The sequence below is a fragment of the Nonomuraea sp. ZG12 genome, from assembly GCF_052068115.1.
Classification (GTDB): domain Bacteria; phylum Actinomycetota; class Actinomycetes; order Streptosporangiales; family Streptosporangiaceae; genus Nonomuraea.
Genome location: NZ_JBQHCW010000009.1, coordinates 297,980 through 314,953, shown reverse-complemented (window position 1 = coordinate 314,953; position 16,974 = coordinate 297,980). Strand labels below are relative to the sequence as shown.

At 68.4% G+C, this 16,974-nt stretch carries 17 protein-coding genes and 1 tRNA gene; 6 read left to right on the top strand and 12 right to left on the bottom strand.

Features of this window, described 5'->3' with window-relative positions; translation table 11 throughout:
• Nucleotides 1-469: 469 nt before the first annotated feature.
• The gene (locus tag ACTMTF_RS25965) at nt 470-868 is read left to right on the top strand and encodes a hypothetical protein (RefSeq protein ID WP_441113005.1); all 399 of its coding nucleotides are present in this window, start codon (nt 470-472) and stop codon (nt 866-868) included.
• Nucleotides 869-1,198: 330 nt separating this feature from the next.
• The gene (locus ACTMTF_RS25960) at nt 1,199-1,330 is read left to right on the top strand and encodes a hypothetical protein (protein WP_441113004.1); all 132 of its coding nucleotides are present in this window, start codon (nt 1,199-1,201) and stop codon (nt 1,328-1,330) included.
• Nucleotides 1,331-1,339: 9 nt separating this feature from the next.
• Here the strand turns inward: ACTMTF_RS25960 and ACTMTF_RS25955 are convergent, their stop codons facing one another.
• Nucleotides 1,340-1,807 (bottom strand): group II truncated hemoglobin, encoded by a 468-nt coding sequence (locus ACTMTF_RS25955; RefSeq protein WP_441113003.1) that lies wholly within the window; start codon nt 1,805-1,807, stop codon nt 1,340-1,342.
• A 53-nt stretch (nt 1,808-1,860) separates the two neighbouring features.
• Between ACTMTF_RS25955 and ACTMTF_RS25950 the strand changes: the two genes are divergently transcribed.
• A complete protein-coding gene (locus ACTMTF_RS25950; protein ID WP_441113002.1) occupies nt 1,861-2,439 on the top strand; it encodes a class I SAM-dependent methyltransferase in 579 nt (192 codons plus the stop codon).
• A gap of 4 nt (nt 2,440-2,443) precedes the next feature.
• Here ACTMTF_RS25950 and ACTMTF_RS25945 read toward each other — a convergent pair whose 3' ends face one another.
• The gene (locus tag ACTMTF_RS25945; protein WP_441113001.1) at nt 2,444-3,013 is read right to left on the bottom strand and encodes a hypothetical protein; all 570 of its coding nucleotides are present in this window, start codon (nt 3,011-3,013) and stop codon (nt 2,444-2,446) included.
• 223 nt (nt 3,014-3,236) lie between these two features.
• Between ACTMTF_RS25945 and ACTMTF_RS25940 the strand changes: the two genes are divergently transcribed.
• On the top strand, nt 3,237-4,568 hold the full coding sequence (locus ACTMTF_RS25940; RefSeq protein WP_441113000.1) for a glycoside hydrolase family 6 protein: 1,332 nt from the start codon (nt 3,237-3,239) through the stop codon (nt 4,566-4,568).
• A gap of 14 nt (nt 4,569-4,582) precedes the next feature.
• Here ACTMTF_RS25940 and ACTMTF_RS25935 read toward each other — a convergent pair whose 3' ends face one another.
• The 5 genes from ACTMTF_RS25935 to ACTMTF_RS25915 all read right to left on the bottom strand — a co-directional run bounded on the left by ACTMTF_RS25935 (nt 4,583) and on the right by ACTMTF_RS25915 (nt 8,923).
• A complete protein-coding gene (locus ACTMTF_RS25935; RefSeq protein ID WP_441112999.1) occupies nt 4,583-5,170 on the bottom strand; it encodes a GTP-binding protein in 588 nt (195 codons plus the stop codon).
• Nucleotides 5,151-5,501 (bottom strand): DUF742 domain-containing protein, encoded by a 351-nt coding sequence (locus tag ACTMTF_RS25930; RefSeq protein WP_441112998.1) that lies wholly within the window; start codon nt 5,499-5,501, stop codon nt 5,151-5,153. The genes ACTMTF_RS25935 and ACTMTF_RS25930 overlap by 20 nt, the downstream gene beginning before the upstream one ends.
• Nucleotides 5,498-5,923: a roadblock/LC7 domain-containing protein gene (locus ACTMTF_RS25925; protein ID WP_397011571.1), complete on the bottom strand. Its 426-nt coding sequence runs from the start codon at nt 5,921-5,923 to the stop codon at nt 5,498-5,500. Before ACTMTF_RS25925 ends, ACTMTF_RS25930 begins: the two co-directional genes overlap by 4 nt.
• Nucleotides 5,916-8,108 carry a sensor histidine kinase gene (locus ACTMTF_RS25920; RefSeq protein ID WP_441112997.1) on the bottom strand — a complete coding sequence of 731 codons (2,193 nt, stop codon included), beginning with the start codon at nt 8,106-8,108 and terminating at the stop codon, nt 5,916-5,918. Before ACTMTF_RS25920 ends, ACTMTF_RS25925 begins: the two co-directional genes overlap by 8 nt.
• 155 nt (nt 8,109-8,263) lie before the next feature.
• A complete protein-coding gene (locus tag ACTMTF_RS25915; protein WP_441112996.1) occupies nt 8,264-8,923 on the bottom strand; it encodes a class I SAM-dependent methyltransferase in 660 nt (219 codons plus the stop codon).
• A gap of 136 nt (nt 8,924-9,059) precedes the next feature.
• Between ACTMTF_RS25915 and ACTMTF_RS25910 the strand changes: the two genes are divergently transcribed.
• Both ACTMTF_RS25910 and ACTMTF_RS25905 read left to right on the top strand, forming a co-directional pair.
• The gene (locus ACTMTF_RS25910) at nt 9,060-9,425 is read left to right on the top strand and encodes a cupin domain-containing protein (RefSeq protein ID WP_397011577.1); all 366 of its coding nucleotides are present in this window, start codon (nt 9,060-9,062) and stop codon (nt 9,423-9,425) included.
• Nucleotides 9,426-9,564: 139 nt separating this feature from the next.
• The gene (locus ACTMTF_RS25905; protein WP_441112995.1) at nt 9,565-10,989 is read left to right on the top strand and encodes a DUF1996 domain-containing protein; all 1,425 of its coding nucleotides are present in this window, start codon (nt 9,565-9,567) and stop codon (nt 10,987-10,989) included.
• A 188-nt stretch (nt 10,990-11,177) separates the two neighbouring features.
• Here ACTMTF_RS25905 and ACTMTF_RS25900 read toward each other — a convergent pair.
• From ACTMTF_RS25900 to ACTMTF_RS25880, 5 genes are all read right to left on the bottom strand, one after another.
• Nucleotides 11,178-11,254, bottom strand: a tRNA-Met gene (locus tag ACTMTF_RS25900).
• A gap of 54 nt (nt 11,255-11,308) precedes the next feature.
• Complete coding sequence (locus ACTMTF_RS25895; RefSeq protein ID WP_441112994.1) at nt 11,309-14,248, bottom strand: UPF0182 family membrane protein; 2,940 nt, start codon at nt 14,246-14,248, stop codon at nt 11,309-11,311.
• 138 nt (nt 14,249-14,386) lie between these two features.
• Nucleotides 14,387-15,424, bottom strand: a complete 1,038-nt coding sequence (locus ACTMTF_RS25890; RefSeq protein ID WP_441112993.1) for a YlbL family protein — start codon at nt 15,422-15,424, stop codon at nt 14,387-14,389.
• A gap of 9 nt (nt 15,425-15,433) precedes the next feature.
• A complete protein-coding gene (locus ACTMTF_RS25885) occupies nt 15,434-15,859 on the bottom strand; it encodes a molybdenum cofactor biosynthesis protein MoaE (protein ID WP_397011585.1) in 426 nt (141 codons plus the stop codon).
• 33 nt (nt 15,860-15,892) lie between these two features.
• A complete protein-coding gene (locus tag ACTMTF_RS25880) occupies nt 15,893-16,966 on the bottom strand; it encodes an NAD-dependent epimerase/dehydratase family protein (RefSeq protein WP_397012225.1) in 1,074 nt (357 codons plus the stop codon).
• Nucleotides 16,967-16,974 lie beyond the last annotated feature (8 nt).

Genomic DNA, 16,974 nt, shown 5'->3' with positions numbered 1-16,974 from the left:
TTTGCTATGTCTTAATCCTGTCAGCCGTTTGAGTCTCTGTCAAATTGACCGGACTCGCTCGACCTGCAGGAATAACCACTGCCCCGTCTCCGGGACAACCCCTCTAACTTACCAACTCATTTGAATGGTCGAGACCATCGCGATGTGCAGCAAGTGAGTGGGGTTTGCCGGGCATCTCCCGGACTCTGCGAGTCCTGGCCGCCCGTGCCTGAGCAACTCTAGCAGCCCCCAAGACCAACTCGGCCTCGCAGTGGTAATCATGTGGTCCTTCCCTCCCCACGCAACCCCCAAACCTCTCCACCCACTTGGCAACGTCAGACGCCCTAACCTGGACAAGCCCGACATGCTTGACATGCGCCCAGAGCTGCCGGTCCAGACGGACGGCCAGGCAAGTGGTCAGCAAGTCATCCGCAATCGCCACCCGGTACGAAGTACCCATGAGCCGACTGTGCTCTCGGAGGTGGCCGCTATGACCCGCTCGGAGTTCGACGACATCCGCGCCTTTCTCGCCGACGACGCGACCCATGCCGATGACCTGCTGCGCATCGCCCGGATGCTGATCGACGACCTTGAGCATGCCCGAACGCGCGAGGCCATTCTCCGGACCCACTATCTGCGCCTGCTCACCGCCTCCCGGGCGACGGTCGCGGCGGACGCCGTGGGCGCCCCCGACCCCATGGCCTTCATCAAGCACGAGCTCGCCGAGCACGGCCAGCTCCCGCGCGACGGTGAGGCGGTCCAGCGAATCCTCGCCGACGCCCGTACTGCCGCCACCCTTCTCGCCTGCCTGGAGCAGCCCAAGCCGGCCCGCACGCGCAACATGCGGCTGCGCCGCTGCGTGGGCGCGACCCGCGGCCTGCCCAGATGAGCAGGCCTGCCCAGACGAGCGGCGCGTCCAGACGAGCGGGCGCGTCCAGATGAGCCCGCCGCAGCCTGCGCATATGAGCGGGCGCGTCCAGACGAAGCCCGGCCGCAGCCATGCCAGATAAGCGGGCGCGCCCATCACAAGCCCGCCCGCGCCCTTCCCAACTGAAGCGCACCGCCCGACGACCGAGCGGACGGCCGGGTGATGCCGGACCAGTGACCCGATGGCGACCTGACTCATACCCAGCATTGGCGAAGTGGCTGGAAGACTGCGCATATGTGGCAGCGGGGTATGAATTGGGCAGCAATCGCGCTGGTCGGGACATTTGGGCTGATGTGGCTCGGTGTCGTGATCTATGCCGACGTCGCCTCGGCCCCTTGGGTGCGCGTCTCCCAGGCGGTCTTCGCCCTGTTCCTGATGGGATGGGCCGTCTGGAAGACCGTCGAAATGATCGGCAAGGCCTGACTCAGGAGATCAAGGGATGTAGGGCGGCGCCACACCCCATCCCCAATGGGGCACCGGAGCCTCGGGCGGCGGCTCCGCCCCAGGCTGGGAGTTCTGCCGGGCGAGTCGCGTCCCCCACTCGATGTATCCGAAGAAGGCGGCCCTGAACTCGGGGTCGTCCGGCAACTCCACCTCGTCTGCCGCGTCCATGAGCAGGCTCACCCATCGCCGGCGCTGTGGCTCGGTGATGTGCTTGCCCAGGTGGTAGGCGAGCATGTGAGCGTATCCGCCACGTTCGTCGGTGTAGCGGGAGGGACCGCCGAACACCTCCGCGAGCCACATCGCCACATGTTTCGGATGGTCCGGGTCCATGTGCGCGAACAGGGGGCCGATGAGCTCGTCCTTCTTGACCTCCCGGTAGAACACCTCGGTCAGCCGCTCCAGGGCCTCCGTGCCCCCCGCCCACTCGTACAGCGTCGGCACCGCGTTCTCAGTCATGTAATCATGTAATCAGCTACGACTAATAGCGACAAGACCCCATACTCCCGGCCATGGCGTTCAACCACAATGATCACTACCACCGCCTTCTCCTCCGGCAGGTTCCGTCGACGGCGCAGCGTGGGCTCGACGTGGGATGTGGCACCGGGTTGTTCGCCCGCAGGCTGGCCGCACGCGGGCTCGACGTGGACGCCGTCGACCCGAGCGAAGAGGTGATCGCGGCGGCGCCCGCCATCGACGGCGTGCGCTTCGTCCAGGCCGACATCACGGCGATGCCGCTGCCGAAGGGCCACTACGACTTCATCTCGTGCCTGGCCAGCCTCCACCACATGCCGTTCGGAACAGTGAGCGGGCTGCGAGAGGCGCTCGCGCCGGGCGGTGTGCTGGCGGTGCTGGGCTGTTACCGCGAGAGCACGTGGTCGGACCATCTCGTCAGCGCGGCGGCCGTCCCGGTGAACGCGGCCGCCCGGTTGGCATTGAGCGGCCGGCGGGCCACCTCCCCCGTCCAGGCGCCCGTCGCGACGGCCTCCATGACGCTGGACGAGGTGCGGAGCCAGGCCGCGGACCTGCTCCCGGGGGCCGGTATCCGCCGCCTGCTCTTCTGGCGTTACCTGCTGGTCCATCGGAACTGAGCCGTCAGAAGTCGTCGCAGGTCACGTACCACCGGCCGGAGAGGTGGTCGACGGAGGAGGACCGGATCCTCCCGTCGCCCGACGCGTAGGTGAGCCCGCAGAATTCGAGCCATCCGCCGGCCCCGATCACGCTGAGGTCGGAGCTGTCGGCGTGGCGGACGGCACGCCCGACGGGAAAGACTCCCACCCAGTCGACGCCCAGCCCGGCTTCGGCGTCTCCCAGCGTCATGCTCTCGGGATGCAGCGGCAGCGAGCTCACATAGTCGGACAGAGCCGACTCGGAGACCGCGAAGGCCACCCGGATCGGCAGGTCCACCGCCACGGCCCCGCATGTCACGACGGCGAGAACCGGCGCGACGGCGACGCCGGCATGCCTTCGGCTGCCTGGCAGGTAGAGCAGCACTCCCCAGCAGGCGGCCGTGATCAGCCAGAACAGGAAGGCATAGGACCAGACATAGAGGCTGCCTCCCGGGAACACCGCGCCGATCAGGCTGGCCACGGTCGCGCACAGCGGCGGCGCCACGAACCAGAGCCACCGCATCCGCTTGCGCGCGGGCAGGGCGGGAACAGGCACACGCCGACGATAGCAAGCCAGCACCAAGATCCCGGGTGACCTGCCAAGAACCGTCCCGGGGGTTGAAACTTTCAGCCACTCGGCGCAGGGCCGACCTGTCCCGCCTGTGCCTTTGGCGGGAGCGCGCATTTCGCCGACCGCCGCCCCTTCTGGCTCCGCCCCTGGCTCCCTACCATCCGAAAGAAGCAATGGGAGCGCTCCCACGTCATCGGACGGAGTATCCATGTCTCGCAGAAGGCCCCTGTTGGCCACCATCCTCACCGCGGTCGCCACGGTCGCGGCGGGGACGGCCATCTTCACCTCGTCCGCCGTTCAGGCCGCCGAGTCCACGTTCTACGTGGATCCGCTGACCAACGCGGCCACGTGGGTGGCCGACAACCCCGACGACAGCCGCGCCGGCGTGATCAGGGACCGGATCGCCGCCGTCCCGCAGGGCCGCTGGTTCGCCACCTACAACCCGGCGACTGTGCGCGGCCAGGTCGACGCGTACGTGGGCGCCGCCGCGGCGGCGGGCAAGATCCCCATCATGGTCGTGTACGCCATGCCGAACCGCGACTGCGGCGGCCCGAGCGCGGGCGGGGCCCCCGACCACGCGGCGTACCGGGCCTGGATCGACCAGATCGCGGCAGGACTGGGCGGCCGCCCGGCCACGATCGTCCTGGAGCCGGACGCGCTGCCCATCATGTCCAACTGCATGAACGCCGCCCAGCAAGCCGAGGTCCAGGCCTCCATGGCCTACGCCGGTAGGCGCTTCAACGCCACGTCCTCCCAGGTGAACGTCTACTTCGACATCGGCCACGACGCCTGGCTGTCAGCCTCGGAGGCCGCCAGTCGGCTGAACGGCGCGGACGTGGCCGGCAGCGCCGACGGCATCGCCGTCAACACTTCGAACTACCGCTCCACGGGGGGCCTGGTGTCGTTCGCCAAGAGCGTCATCGCCGCGACGGGCGTCTCCGGGCTGGGCGCGGTCATCGACACCAGCCGCAACGGCAACGGGCCGGCGGGCAGTGAGTGGTGCGATCCGGCGGGCCGGGCCACCGGCACCTGGAGCACCACCGAGACCGGCGATCCGGCCATCGACGCGTTCCTGTGGGTGAAGCCCCCTGGCGAGGCCGACGGCTGCATCGCCACGGCGGGCCAGTTCGTGCCGCAACGGGCCTACGACCTGGCCATGGCAGCGCCGTCGCCCACGGTCTCCCCCACCGTGACGCCCACCGTGTCAGTGACGCCGACGGTGACGCCGACGGCCGGTGCCGGCTGCGCCGCGTCGTACCGGCTGATCAACAAGTGGGCGGGCGGTTTCCAGGCGGAGGTCACGGTGCGGAACACCGGTTCGTCCCCCATGACGGGCTGGCGGGTGGGGTGGACCTTCCCCGCTGGGCAGTCCATCTCGCAGCTGTGGAACGGCAACCTCTCGACGTCCGGCGGTGTCACGGTCACCGACCTCGGCTGGAACGGCGGCATCGCGCCGAACGCGACGGCCACGTTCGGCTTCCTCGGCAGCGGGGACGCTGACAGCAGCACACCGTCGACGCTCGCCTGCACGGCGTCCTGACGGGCGGGCGCCCGCTAGCGGCTGCTCATCGAGTGGGTGACCAAGGTGGTCAGCACTTCCTTGACGGAGGCGCGGTCGCGGGCGTCGCACATGATGAGCGGCGTGGACTCGTCCAGGCCCAGCGCCCGCCGCACCTTCGCCGAATCGTGGCGGCGGGCGCCGTCGAAGCAGTTGACCGCGACCACGAAGGGGAGCTTGAGCTTCTCGAAGTAGTCCACGGCGGGGAAGCAGTCCTGCAGCCGCCGGGTGTCGACCAGGACGACGGCGCCCAGCGCGCCCAGCGCCAGCTCCTCCCACATGAACCAGAAGCGGTCCTGCCCAGGGGTGCCGAACAAGTAGAGCCACAGACCGTCGCGGATGGTGATGCGCCCGAAGTCCAGGGCCACGGTCGTGGCGATCTTGGTCTCCACGCCCGAGATGTCGTCCACGCCCACACCGCGATCACTCAGCAGTTCCTCGGTGTGCAGGGGACGGATCTCGCTGATGGTGCCGACCATGGTGGTCTTGCCCACGCCGAAGCCTCCTGCCACCAGGATCTTCAGCGCGGTGGCGGTGAGCGTACCTCCGGAGGGCCGGGGGCGGTCAAAGCCTGCGAATTCCATGCAGTACATCCCTGTAGGTACGTTCGTCGATCGTCTCGTCGACGGGCTGCGGCGCTGCGATGTCGACCAGGCCCTCGCGCCGGAGGTCGCCGAGGAGCACGCGGGTGATGTTGAGGGGCAGCCCGAGCTGTGCCGCCACGTCGGCCACGGGGGTCGGCTCGCGGCAGATGGCCAGCATGGCGTGCTGCTCGGGATTCAGGCCGGACGGCTCGATCGGCGTCGTGATCGTCGTGACTATGGCCACCAGATCGAACGCCTCGCCAGGAGGCCGCGCCCGGCCGCCTGTCAGGCCGTACAGCCTGATCAGAGGTCCTGGATCCGCGTCCGTCACGGCGCCATGCCGTTCCAGGCGGGCGCGGGCGCCGCTCCTCGCGGCAGGGCTGTCAGATGCTGACCGACGCGCTTGACGAGCAGTGCCATCTCGTACGTGACCAGTCCGAGCTCGGCGTCGCCCGCGGCCAGCACCGCCAGTCGGGCGCCCTGTCCGGCGGCCGTGACGAAGAGGAACCCGCCCTCCAGCTCGAAGATCGTCTGACGGACGCCGCCGAGTCCGAAGTGCCGTCCGGCTCCCGAGGCCAGGCCGTGGCTGCCGGCCGCGATGGCCGCGAGGTGCTCGGTGTCCTCCCGCGTCAGCGCCTGGGAGCCGCCCATCGTCAGGCCGTCGGCGGACAACAGGACCGCGTGCTGGATGCCGTCGACCCGGTGGGTCAGGTCGTCGAGCAGCCAGCTCAGCTCGGATCTAGCGTCAGCCATGGGAATCCCTTTCGTTGCGCACGTCCTGATCCCCTTCCGCCTCTCTGCGCCCTTGACGCCAGCCCTCCTGCATGGAGGTCATCAGGTCCAGGAGCTCCCGCGGGGAGCGGGCGGAGGTTTCGGGGTCCTGCTTCAGACGTGTACTGCTCAGTTGTGGTGCGAGGTTGGCCTGCCGCACGCGGACGGGCAGCCCGTCCAGGTCCTCGTCGATCTGGGGTACGGCAGGCGGTGACTGGATGGGACGGATCGGCGTTCGTGCCGGCGTGGCGGACTGGTAGGAACGCGTGGCATCGAACAGGGAGAAACCGGGCGGCTCCGGCGGCGTGAGCAGGCTCGCGGGCAGCATGAGGATCGCGGTCGTCCCGTCGTACGGTGACGGGCGGAGCGTGACCTTGATCCCGTGCCGGGCGGCCAGCCGCGACACCACGAAGATGCCCATCCGGTCGCTGCCGGCCAGATCGAACTCGGGCGGGGTGGCGAGCTGGGCGTTGAGCTCGGCGAGGGCGGCGGGCTCGACGCCGAGTCCGCAGTCCTCGACCTCCACCGCGAACCCGTTGGCCGCGGTCAGTCCGCGCACCTGGACGGTGGTGTTCGGCGGGGAGAAGACGGTGGCGTTCTCCACCAGCTCGGCGATCAGGTGGATCACGTCCGTCACCGCGTTGCCGACGAGCAGCGGCGCCCCCGGCATCGGCTGGATGGTGACCCGTGTGTAGTCCTCGACCTCCAGGGCCGCGCTGCGTGCCACGTCATGGATCGGCACCGGGTCGCGCCAGCGGCGGCCGGGGGCGGCGTCGGACAGGATGATCAGGTTCTCCGCGTGCCGGCGCATGCGGGTGGTGAAGTGGTCGAGTTTGAACAGGTTCTCCAGGGTGTCCGGATCGTCGGCCTTGCGCTCCATGGAGTCGAGCAGGCTGAGCTGGCGGTGCAGGAGTGCCTGGTTGCGCCGGGCCAGGTTGAGGAACACCTGGCCGACGCCCTTGCGCAGGGTGGCCTGGCCGACGGCGGCCTCCACCGCGGTCCGCTGTACGTCCGAGAACGCCTGGACGACGGCCGCCACCTCGGCCGTCCGGGCGCCGTCCAGCTCCGGCGTCTCGGCGGGGTCGGCGTCTTCTCCCCTGCGCAGCCGCTCGACCAGCCTGGGCAGCCGCACCTCGGCCAGCTCGACGGCCGAGCTCTGCAGCTTCTTCAGCTCGTCGATCAGGGAGCGGCCGAAGCGGTAGGAGAACACGATCGACAGCACCACGGCCAGCAGGCCGAGCCCCACCACCAGCACGATGCGCAGCAGGCCGGCGACGACGAGGCCCTCACCCTTGAGCGTGGCCCGTTGCAGGTCCTTGGCGGCGTTCCCGGTCATTCCCGCGAACGCCTCGCTCGCGTCGCGCCGCCAGTCGGCCGGGGAGACCGGCGGCTTGCCGGTCACGTCCCAGGTGAGGACGGCGTTCTCGGCCCTCTCGAAACGCTGGTAGGCGACGCTCGCCTTCAGCTGCTCGTGCCATCCCCGCAGGTCGGGGCCGATGTCGCGGTCGGCGTCGGCGAGCTGGACCCGGCGGGAGGTCATCGCCGCGACGAACGCCGCGTGCTCGGCCTGGGTCATCTCCCCGCGGGCCAGCGCCGGGGTGAGCACCGCGTTCTCCCTGGCGGCGTACTCCGCGGCCGAGCTGTACGCGGACAGCCCGCGCAGCACCCGGTACGACGACACTTCGGTGATCCTCTCCGAACCGCCGAACTGGCGTTGCGCGACGTTGATCACCGCGTCGTACTTCTCGGTCGTGGCGAGCGGGGCCGTCTCCTCCAGGTCGGCGCCGGCCCGCACGGCGGGCAGCCCGTCGAGCACGTTGAGCAGGCCCTGCACCGCCTCGGGAGGCGTCCCGGTCACCGACACCTGCTGCGCCACGTCCCGGATCCGGGCCACGGCCTGATCGGTGCGCTGCCGCTGCGCCGCGAGTTGCGCGTCGCGCGCCGTCCGGCCCGCGAGCTCGGCGGACAGCTGGCGTTCGTGCTGGACCTCGACCATCAGCGCGCGAGCGGGCGCGCCGACCGCGTCCCACTCGCTCCGGCTCTGCGCGAACCCTGAGGTCTCCGCCACCATGCTGTACGCGATGAACGCCCACAGGGCGACCAGCGAGACCAGGGGCACCAGCAGGATTTTGAGGATCTTCGAGCGGATCGGCGGGGTGGAGCTCATTGCTAGGTCCAATCCGCTAGTCGATCTGCCGGTTGTGGGCAGGAAGTGGCAGAAGTGCACTGTGATTTGCCCCACTATGCACGCGTGGCTCCCGCACGACAACCCGCTGTTACAAAAGTTGAGATTTTGAGACCCTTAGCGTGGAAAGTCCGTCCTCACAGGCGATGCGAGCGTATCGCCAGGATGCCGGGGATGGGCTGCTCACGCGGCTCGTAGACCCTGTCGAGGCCGAGGCCGGCGCCGATGAAGGCGTTGAGCAGGTCGGGCAGCGGGAGCTGGTTCATCCCGAGCCGGTCCCTGAGGCCGCCGCTGGGCCACCACGGCGAGCGCGGGTGCCAGCCTGTCCGGCGGTAGGTGGGATGGATGATGAGCGCGCCGTCCTCCCGGTTCTCGATGTGCGGGCCGTTGAAGCAGGGGTGCACGCCGTAGAAGAGCAGCATCCCGCCTGGCCGCAGGACTCGCGCGGCCTCCTTCAGCACCCCGGCGAAGTCGTCGAGGTCGGTGGACACCCAGAGCGCGGTGACGGTGCCGAACACCTCGCCGGCGAACGGCAGCGCGGTCCCGTCACCCCGCAGGAGCGGCGCCGGGTCTCGGTGGCGGGCCAGCCGTAACTGGTCGTCCGACCGGTCGAGGCCCACCACGGTCCTGCCGGTGGAGCGGATCAGCTCCAGATAGCGGCCGGTGCCGCAGCCCAGGTCCAGGCAGAGCCCATCACCGGGGCCGAGGATGTCGGCGAGGTCCGGGAAGTTCGCGGCTGCGCCGGAGCCGATGATGTCGTCGTACCACTCGGCCAGACCGTCATATCTCGCGCTCATGATCCCTTCTTACCCACGCTCCGGAGGAGGTGGCCCCGGCCTGTGCATGCGGGGCGCAATTCCGGACATCTCGGACGGTCTGCGGGGTAGGAGCGCGAATGTCCATGCGCCTGATCATTACGGGAGCGAGAGAACAGTGCAGCACTTCACCATCGCCACCATCGCTGAGAAGAGTGCCGACTTCCGCCGGGTCCTGTGGACCGGGGAACACAGCCAGCTGGTCATCATGACCATCCCGCCGGGCGGCGAGATCGGCGATGAGGTCCACGAGGAGAACGACCAGATTCTCACCTTCGTCGCCGGAACCGGCGAGGCGCGGGTCGGGGGCGAGGTCCGCGAGGTCAACCAGGGAGACCTGGTCGCCGTACCGGCAGGGACCCGGCACAACTTCGTCAACACCGGCGTCAACCCGCTGGTCCTCTACACGGTGTACGGGCCACCGGACCACGCGGACGGCACCGTACACCACACCAAGGAAGAGGCGGACCGCGAAGAAGGCTGACCGCTCCAACCGCCCTGCCCTCCGGGACGCCTCCCCCCGGAGGGCCCGGCTCGTCCCGCTTCGGGCGACTGAACCCGGCCTTTCTCTCCCCCGTACTTCTCGGAGACCGGACTTTCCCAAGACCGGAAGGAGAGGTCGCATGCGCAACAGATCGGGGAGAAGGAGGCTCAGACCTTGGCTGGGCGCCGTTTCGCTAGGGGGCAGCATCGCGCTGGTCCTGTCCGGCGCCCCCTTATCCGCCCAGGCCAGCAGCATGGCGGCGGAGACCATCGTCTGCCCCGGCGTCAACGGCAGACTCCCGGAGATCCCAGCGGCCGCGCAGAACGAAGTCGACCAAAACCTCGAACTCCTAGAGACACAACTCCAGGAAGCCAACACCCGCCTGGCCAACTCCGAAGGACAAGGCGGACCCAACTTCGTCCGCAACGCCATCCTCGACCCCCTCACCGCCAAACGCACCGCCACCCTCAACCGCATCGCCACCGCCATCGGCCGAACCGCCGAACGCCCCGACGACCTCGCCACACTCGCCCCCTGCGAACTCAGCGAAACCGGCGCACCCGCGCCGGAACCGAGCGACGGTGCCACCGGATCGCCCAGCCCTGAGCCAGGCGACGGCCAGGACGAGGGTAACCAGGACGACGGTGGGCAGAGCGAGGAGGACATCGCGGCGGCCATCGGACCGTCGGCCGAGGACTTCATCGACATCCGGCAGGTGCCACGCAATCAGCGACCGCAGGCGCGTGGAAACGGCTCCAGCGGCAGCTTCGTCTCCAACTGTGGCACGAACCAGGAGGAGCATCGCAACACCGACAACCTGATCAACGCCCCGGGCGTGGTCAACGCTGCCCAGCACCTGCACGACTACGTGGGCAACGTGTCCGCCGACGCCTTCTCCACCAACGAGAGCCTCGCCGCGTCCGACACCACCTGCCGCAACAAGGCCGACAAGACGACCTACTTCTGGCCGGTCATCCGCGTACGCGGGCCCAACGACGAGCCCGGCGCTCCCGAGGTGGACAAGAACAACATCGGCACGCCGGTGCGGCCGTCAGTGGCGCGGCTGGAGTACCGCGGCAACCCCGTCTCGGATGTCACGGCGGCGCCGCGCTTCCTGAGGATCAACTTCGGCGACGCCAAGGCGGTGACCAACGGCCCGGCCAACGCCAAGGCGGTCTGGACCTGCACCGGCTTCACCGACCGCATCACCGACAAGTACCCGATCTGCCCGTCCGGCAGCAACGTGACGCGCATCTTCGACATGCCCAGCTGCTGGGACGGCCAGAACACCGACAGCGCCAACCACCGCGACCACCTCGTCTTCCCCGACGACAGCGGCGCCTGCCCGGACGGCACCCAGGCCGTGCCGCAGCTGCGCATGACGCTGGTCTACAACGACCTGCCCAACACCCGGCCCAACGGCACCGACGTCCCCTTCGCGTTGGACTCGTTCGCCAGCGAACGCCACAACCCGATCACCGACCATGTCGGCGCCATCGGCGTGATGGAGGAGGAACTCATGGAGACCGTCGTCCAGTGCATCAACAGCGGCAGGAGGTGCTGATGGCATAAACCCCTACCCCCACATCCGGCCGGACTCGCCCCACACGTCGAGTCCGGCCGTTGTGATGTACGGCACTCCATTTGCTGGTGAATGGTTTCCAGTGAATGGTTTCCAGTGAATGGTTTCCAGTGAATGGTTTCCCGGAAATGCGAAAGGCCCTCCAGGATAATCCTGGAGGGCCTTTCTTTTGGTAGCGGGGGCAGGATTTGAACCTGCGACCTCTGGGTTATGAGCCCAGCGAGCTACCGAACTGCTCCACCCCGCGTCGGTGTGTGTCTAAAGACTATCCCTGACACGGGGCTTACGCAAACTGACTGACCTAACCCCCAGCCGGTGGCGGCGTCGGTGAGCCCGTCGGTGTCACCGTCGGCGTGGCGGTGGGCGACGCCGACGGTGAGGCCGTGGGACTGGCCGAAGGCACTGGCTGGGCCCCGGCCGTCTTCAGCTTCTCCAGAGCGTCGTCCAGCCGCTGCTGAGCCTTGCCGTATTCGACCCAGTTCGGCGGGTCGCTCTGCAGGGCCTTTTGGGCGTCGTCGTAGGCCTTCTCCGCCTCGGAGATGGCCGTCGACAGGGCCGTGGCGGCCTGGTTGTTCTCGGTCGGCTGATTCTCCTGGGCGTTCTCTTCCGTCTGCGTCTGCTGGTCGGCGCTGAAGACCTGGGCGAGCGCCCCTTGCAGGGTGCGGTCGACACCGATCTTGCTGCCGAACGACACCAGCACCCGCTGCAGGATCGGGTACGGCTCCTGGCCGCCGCCGGCCGCCACCTGGATGTAGACGGGCTCGATGTAGACCAGCCCGCCCGCGTAGGGCAGCGTCAGCAGGTTGCCGTAGCGAACCGACGAGGCGCCGACGCCCAGCAGGTTGAGCTCACCCGCGAACCGGCTCTGGAAGGCGTTCTGTGCCTGGCCCGGACCTGGGATCGGAGTGTTGGACGGCATTCGCAGGATACGGAGTTTGCCGTAGTTGGGGCCTGCCGTGGAGTCGACCGCCATGAAGGCCGCCAGGTTGGGCCCCTCCCTGGGGACGAAGGTCGTCGTCAGGGAGAACGTCGGCTGCCCGCCCGGCATCGTGGCGGTCAGGTAGTAGGGCGGCTGCTTGATGTTGCGGTCGCCCTGCGACGGGTCGTTGGGGACGTTCCAGAAGTCCTGGCCGCTGTAGAAGGCCGCGGCGTCGGTGATGTGGTAGCGCGACAGGGTGTAGCGCTGCACCTTGAACAGGTCTTCTGGGTAGCGCACGTGGGCGCGCAGGTCCTCGCTCATCTCGGCGGCCGGGCGGATGACGCCAGGGAAGGCCTTGCTCCAGGTCTTCAGCACCGGGTCGTTGGCGTCCCAGCCGTAGAGGGTGACGGTGCCGTCGTAGGCGTCGACCGTGGCCTTGACGGAGTTGCGGATGTAGTTGATCTTGTCCTGCGGCTGCTGGGCGATGACGCGGGAGCGGTCGGTGGACAGGTCCCTGGTCATCTCGCCGAGGCTCTCGCTCTGCGAGTAGGGGTAGGCGTTGGACGTGGTGTAGGCGTCGACGATCCAGGTGACCCGCCCGTCGACGATCGCCGGGTAGGGGTTGGAGTCGAGGGTCAGGAACGGGGCGACCTTCTGGATCCGCAGGCGCGGGTTGCGCTCGTACAGGATCTTGGAGTTGTCGTTGATGTCGCCCGAGAGCAGGATGTTCACCTCGCCGTACTTGGCGGCGTAGAACAGCCTGTTGATGAACGAGCCGACGGGCACGCCGCCCGCGCCGGTGTAGGTGGTGTTGGCCTGCCCGGTGCCGCCCGTCTCCGGGTAGTCGAGCTCCTGCGGCCTGTTCGGGTTGCCACCGGCGATGGCGTAGTTGTTGGTGATGTTCTCGTGTTCGCCGAAGTAGATGCGCGATTCCTTGAGATCGGTGCTGGTCACCAGGGGACCGGTCACCGGCATGTTCTTGGCGTCGTAGTCGGGCAGGCCGCCGGAGTCGACCTTGTTGCCCGGCGCGGTCACGATGCCGTAGCCGTGGGTGTAGACGAGGTGCCGGTTGATCCAGTTGTTCTGCCCCTGGGGCGGCCCGGTCAGCTCGCGGACACCGACGATGTGGTCGACCAGCTTGCCGGTCGAGTCGGGATAACGGTCGACGTCGAGCTGGTCGGCGAAGGCGTAGAAACCACGGATGCGCTGGGTCTGCTCGTAGGTCGCGGACACGAGCGCCGGGTCGAGCAGGCGCACGCCCGAGACCGAGGCGTCGCCGCTGACCTGCACCTTGGTCGGGTCGGCCTCGGCGGTGTACGGAGTGACCTCCGCATCACCGATCTTGTACGCGTCGCGTGTCGCTGTGATGTTGCGGCCGATGTACGGGGCTTCCTTGCCCTGCTGGTTGGGCTTGACCTGGAACTGCTCGACCAGCAGCGGGTAGACGCCGCCGATCAGCACGGCCGAGAGCACCAGCAGACCGAGGGAGACGCCGGGCAGCATGCCGCCCGGCCGGAAGATGGCGGCGAAGAACAGCGCGGCACAGATCAGCGCGATGATCGCGAGAATGTTCTTGGCGGGCAGGACGGCGTTGACGTCCGTATAGGAGGCGCCGTGCACGAACCCCCGGTCGGAGAAGACCAGGTCGAACTGGTCGATCCAGTAGGCGACGGCCTTGAGCAGCACGAAGACGCCGACCAGGACCGACAGGTGGATCCGCGCGGCGCGGGAGGCGTGCACGCCGGGCGACTGCAGCCTGAATCCGCCGTAGAGGTAATGGGTGATCGCCGAGAGGATGGCCGCGATGACGACGGCGGTGAACAGGAAGTTCAGCAGCATCCGGATGAACGGCAGGTCGAACATGAAGAACGAGAGGTCCATCTTGAACTGTTCGTCCGTCTTGCCGAACTTCTCCCCGTTGGCGAACTGCATCCAGGTCGGCCACTGCCCGGCGGAAGAGGAGCCGGCGAACAGCCCGATCAGCGCCATGCCGACGATGAAGATGAGTTTGCGATGGGGGTCGATGGCCATGCGATAGCGGTCGGCGCCGCTGCCGCCACCGAACATGGCGGGCCCGAACATCGGCCGGGTCCTGAACGCCAGCAGCATGTTGCCGCCGACGATGCCGACCATGAGCAGCGCCCCGATGAGGAACAGCACGATCTCGGTCAGCAGCACACCGGAGAAGACGGGAATGTAATCGATGGCGTCAAACCATAGATAATCCGTATAAATCCCGGAAAAAAGGAAGAAAAGTGCCACAATCGCCACGAGTGCGATCGCGACAGGCAGAAGCAGTCGCGGTCGGCGGGGCAAGCGCATCGCCCTGCCGCCGGCTCCTGGGGTCCGGAAGCTCAAGGCCAACCCCTCGTCGTGATGAAGAAACGGTCCGTGTCTGGCAACCTACACTGCGGTGCCATCCCTATGACTAACGCACGGCGATAGCAGGAAGTTTCGTCCCTAGCCACAAGAAGGCACCTCGCCTTTCCCCGTGTTGAGCGCGTCGAGCGCGCGCACCGCGCCGCTCAACGTCTCCGCCTTGACCAGCCGCAGCCCGTCGGGCGCGCCCTTCAGCGCCTCGGCGCAGTTGTCGGCCGGCGTGAGGAAGACGGTGGCCCCCGCGTCACGGGCGCCGACCATCTTCTGGGCGATGCCGCCGATCGGGCCCACCTCACCCTCCGGGGTGATCGTGCCCGTGCCCGCGACCTGCTTTCCGCCGGTGAGGGGGCCGCTGGTGAGTTTGTCCACGATGCCGAGCGAGAACATCAGCCCGGCGCTCGGCCCGCCCACGTCGCCTACGTTGATGTCGACCTCGAACGGGAACTTGTACTTGGCCTGCATGGTCACCCCCACCATGGCCTTGCCCTTCTCCCCGGTGGTCCGCACGGCGACGTCGAGCTTCTGCGCGCCTCTGACCACGCCGAACGTCACCTCCTCGCCCGGACCGCGCGCCCTGACCGCCTCGCCGACCGCCTCGATCTCACTGACCGGCTTGCCGTCGACCGAGACGATCTCGTCGCCCTTCAGCAGCTTGCCGGCGGCGGGCTGGTCCTTCACCGTGGAGACCACCGAGATGACGGTGGTGTAAGGGATCTTGAGCTCGTTGAGCGCGGCGGCGGTCGCGTCGTCCTGGGAGTTGGTCATCTCGACCGTGTTCTCCTCCTCGACCTGCTCCTGCGAGCGGTCAGGGGCGAAGATGGTCTCCTGCGGCACCACGGCCACGGTCGGATCGATCCAGCCGCGCAGCGCGGTCAGCAGGTCGATCTTGGCGTTGGGCCCGCCCTGATAGGCGACGGTGACGAGCCTCAGCTCACCATCGGTCGGGTATGTCTCCCGCCCGCTGATCGTGATCACCGGTTTGTTGTCGACCTTGCCGAGGGTGTCCTCGGTCGGGCCGGGGCTGAGCACGACGTACGGCACCTTCGACAGCGCCCCCACGATCCCGAGGGCGAGCACGAGAAAGGCCGAAACCAGCAGGGTCAGGGCGCGTCGTGACATGGATCGAGCTTATTCGCAGGCACCGACCCACTCGGTCGACCCATCGGCGAACACCTGATGTTTCCAGATCGGCACCTGGGACTTGAGGTCGTCGATGAGCCTGCGCGCCGCCAGGAACGCCTCCTGCCTGTGCGCACTGGCCACAGCCACGATCACGGCGGTGTCGCCGAGCTCCAGATCGCCGACCCGGTGCACGGCCGCCAGCGCGGTGACGGGGAAATCGGTGGCCACCTTCTCCGCCACCGTCCGCAGTTCGCTTTCGGCCGAAGGGTGGGCCGAGTAGGAGAGCCGGGTCACGGGCTTGCCGTGGTCCTGCTCACGCACGGTGCCCACGAAGAGCGTGGTGCCGCCGGCCGCGTGGTCACCCACCGCGGCCATCACCTCGTCGACGGAGAGCGCGGTGTCACGAATTGCCAGCAAGCGGATAACGTCCACGAAAAGAGCCTACAGATTGTTCCCCTCCGATCCTCACGCCCGCCGCTTCTTGCGCACCTGGCGGACGATCGCGGCGGTGCCGATGACCGCGACGGTCGCGCCGGCGGCGGTGAGCGTGGCCTCCTTGACGGGCAGCCGCCTGCCGACCACGGTCGTCCGGTTCTCGCGCAGCTCCAGCACCTGGGCGAGCGCCGCCTCGTTGGTCCAGGCCGGCTTCCAGCCCGCCTCGCGCAGCCGCGCGCAGTCGACCACCCACGGATAGACGACATAGTGCAGGTCCGTGGCGGGAGCCGGGGTGATGCCCAGCCGGTGCAGTCTCTGCGCGGTGCCGAACGTCAACCCGGCGGGCAGCTCGAACCGGCGGATCCCGGACAGCTCCTCGACCTTCTCCTGCTCCAGCCAGCCGTCGGAGCCCACGGCCAGCACGCCGGTGATCACGCCCTTCGCGGCCAGCTCCAGGGCCGAGACCAGGTCCTCGATGTGGCAGAACTGCCAGCGCGGCGTGCACCCCTTGACGGTGAGCAGTCTCGGCGACTCGAAGTGGCGGGTGATGACGGTGTCCACGCCGGGACCGACGACCGCGGCCGGACGCAGCACGGTCAGCTCCAGCCCCGGATGACTGCGCAGCGACCTGCGTACCAGCGCCTCGATCTCCAGGTAGTCGCCCACCACGCCGGTGTCGGGCTCGGCCGCGACCGGGCCGTCCTCGGCGAGGGGCACGTCGTTGTCGGGCGCGGCGCCGTACACCATCGCGCTCGTGACGAGCACGACGCGGCGGACGCGAGCGGCCGCGCTGGCCGTGAGCACGGTCTGCGCCGCTCTCAGGTTGTACGCTCTCCGCTCCCCGGGGTCGGAGTCGACGGCGTAGTCACCGGCCAGATGAACCAGGACGTCGATGTCGGATATCCGGTTCGCCAAGAGCGGATCTCGTACGTCGATCACCCTCCAGGTGGCCTCCTTGATGTCGCCGCGCTCCTCGTCAATGGCCACCACCCTGCGGAAATCCGCGGCGGAGACGAGCTTTGCGAGCAGCTCGCGGCCCAGGCCCGAGGCAGCACCTGTGACCGCTACGACTGGTTGGCGCGGGCGTTTCGAGGTAGGCACCAGGTCCTCAC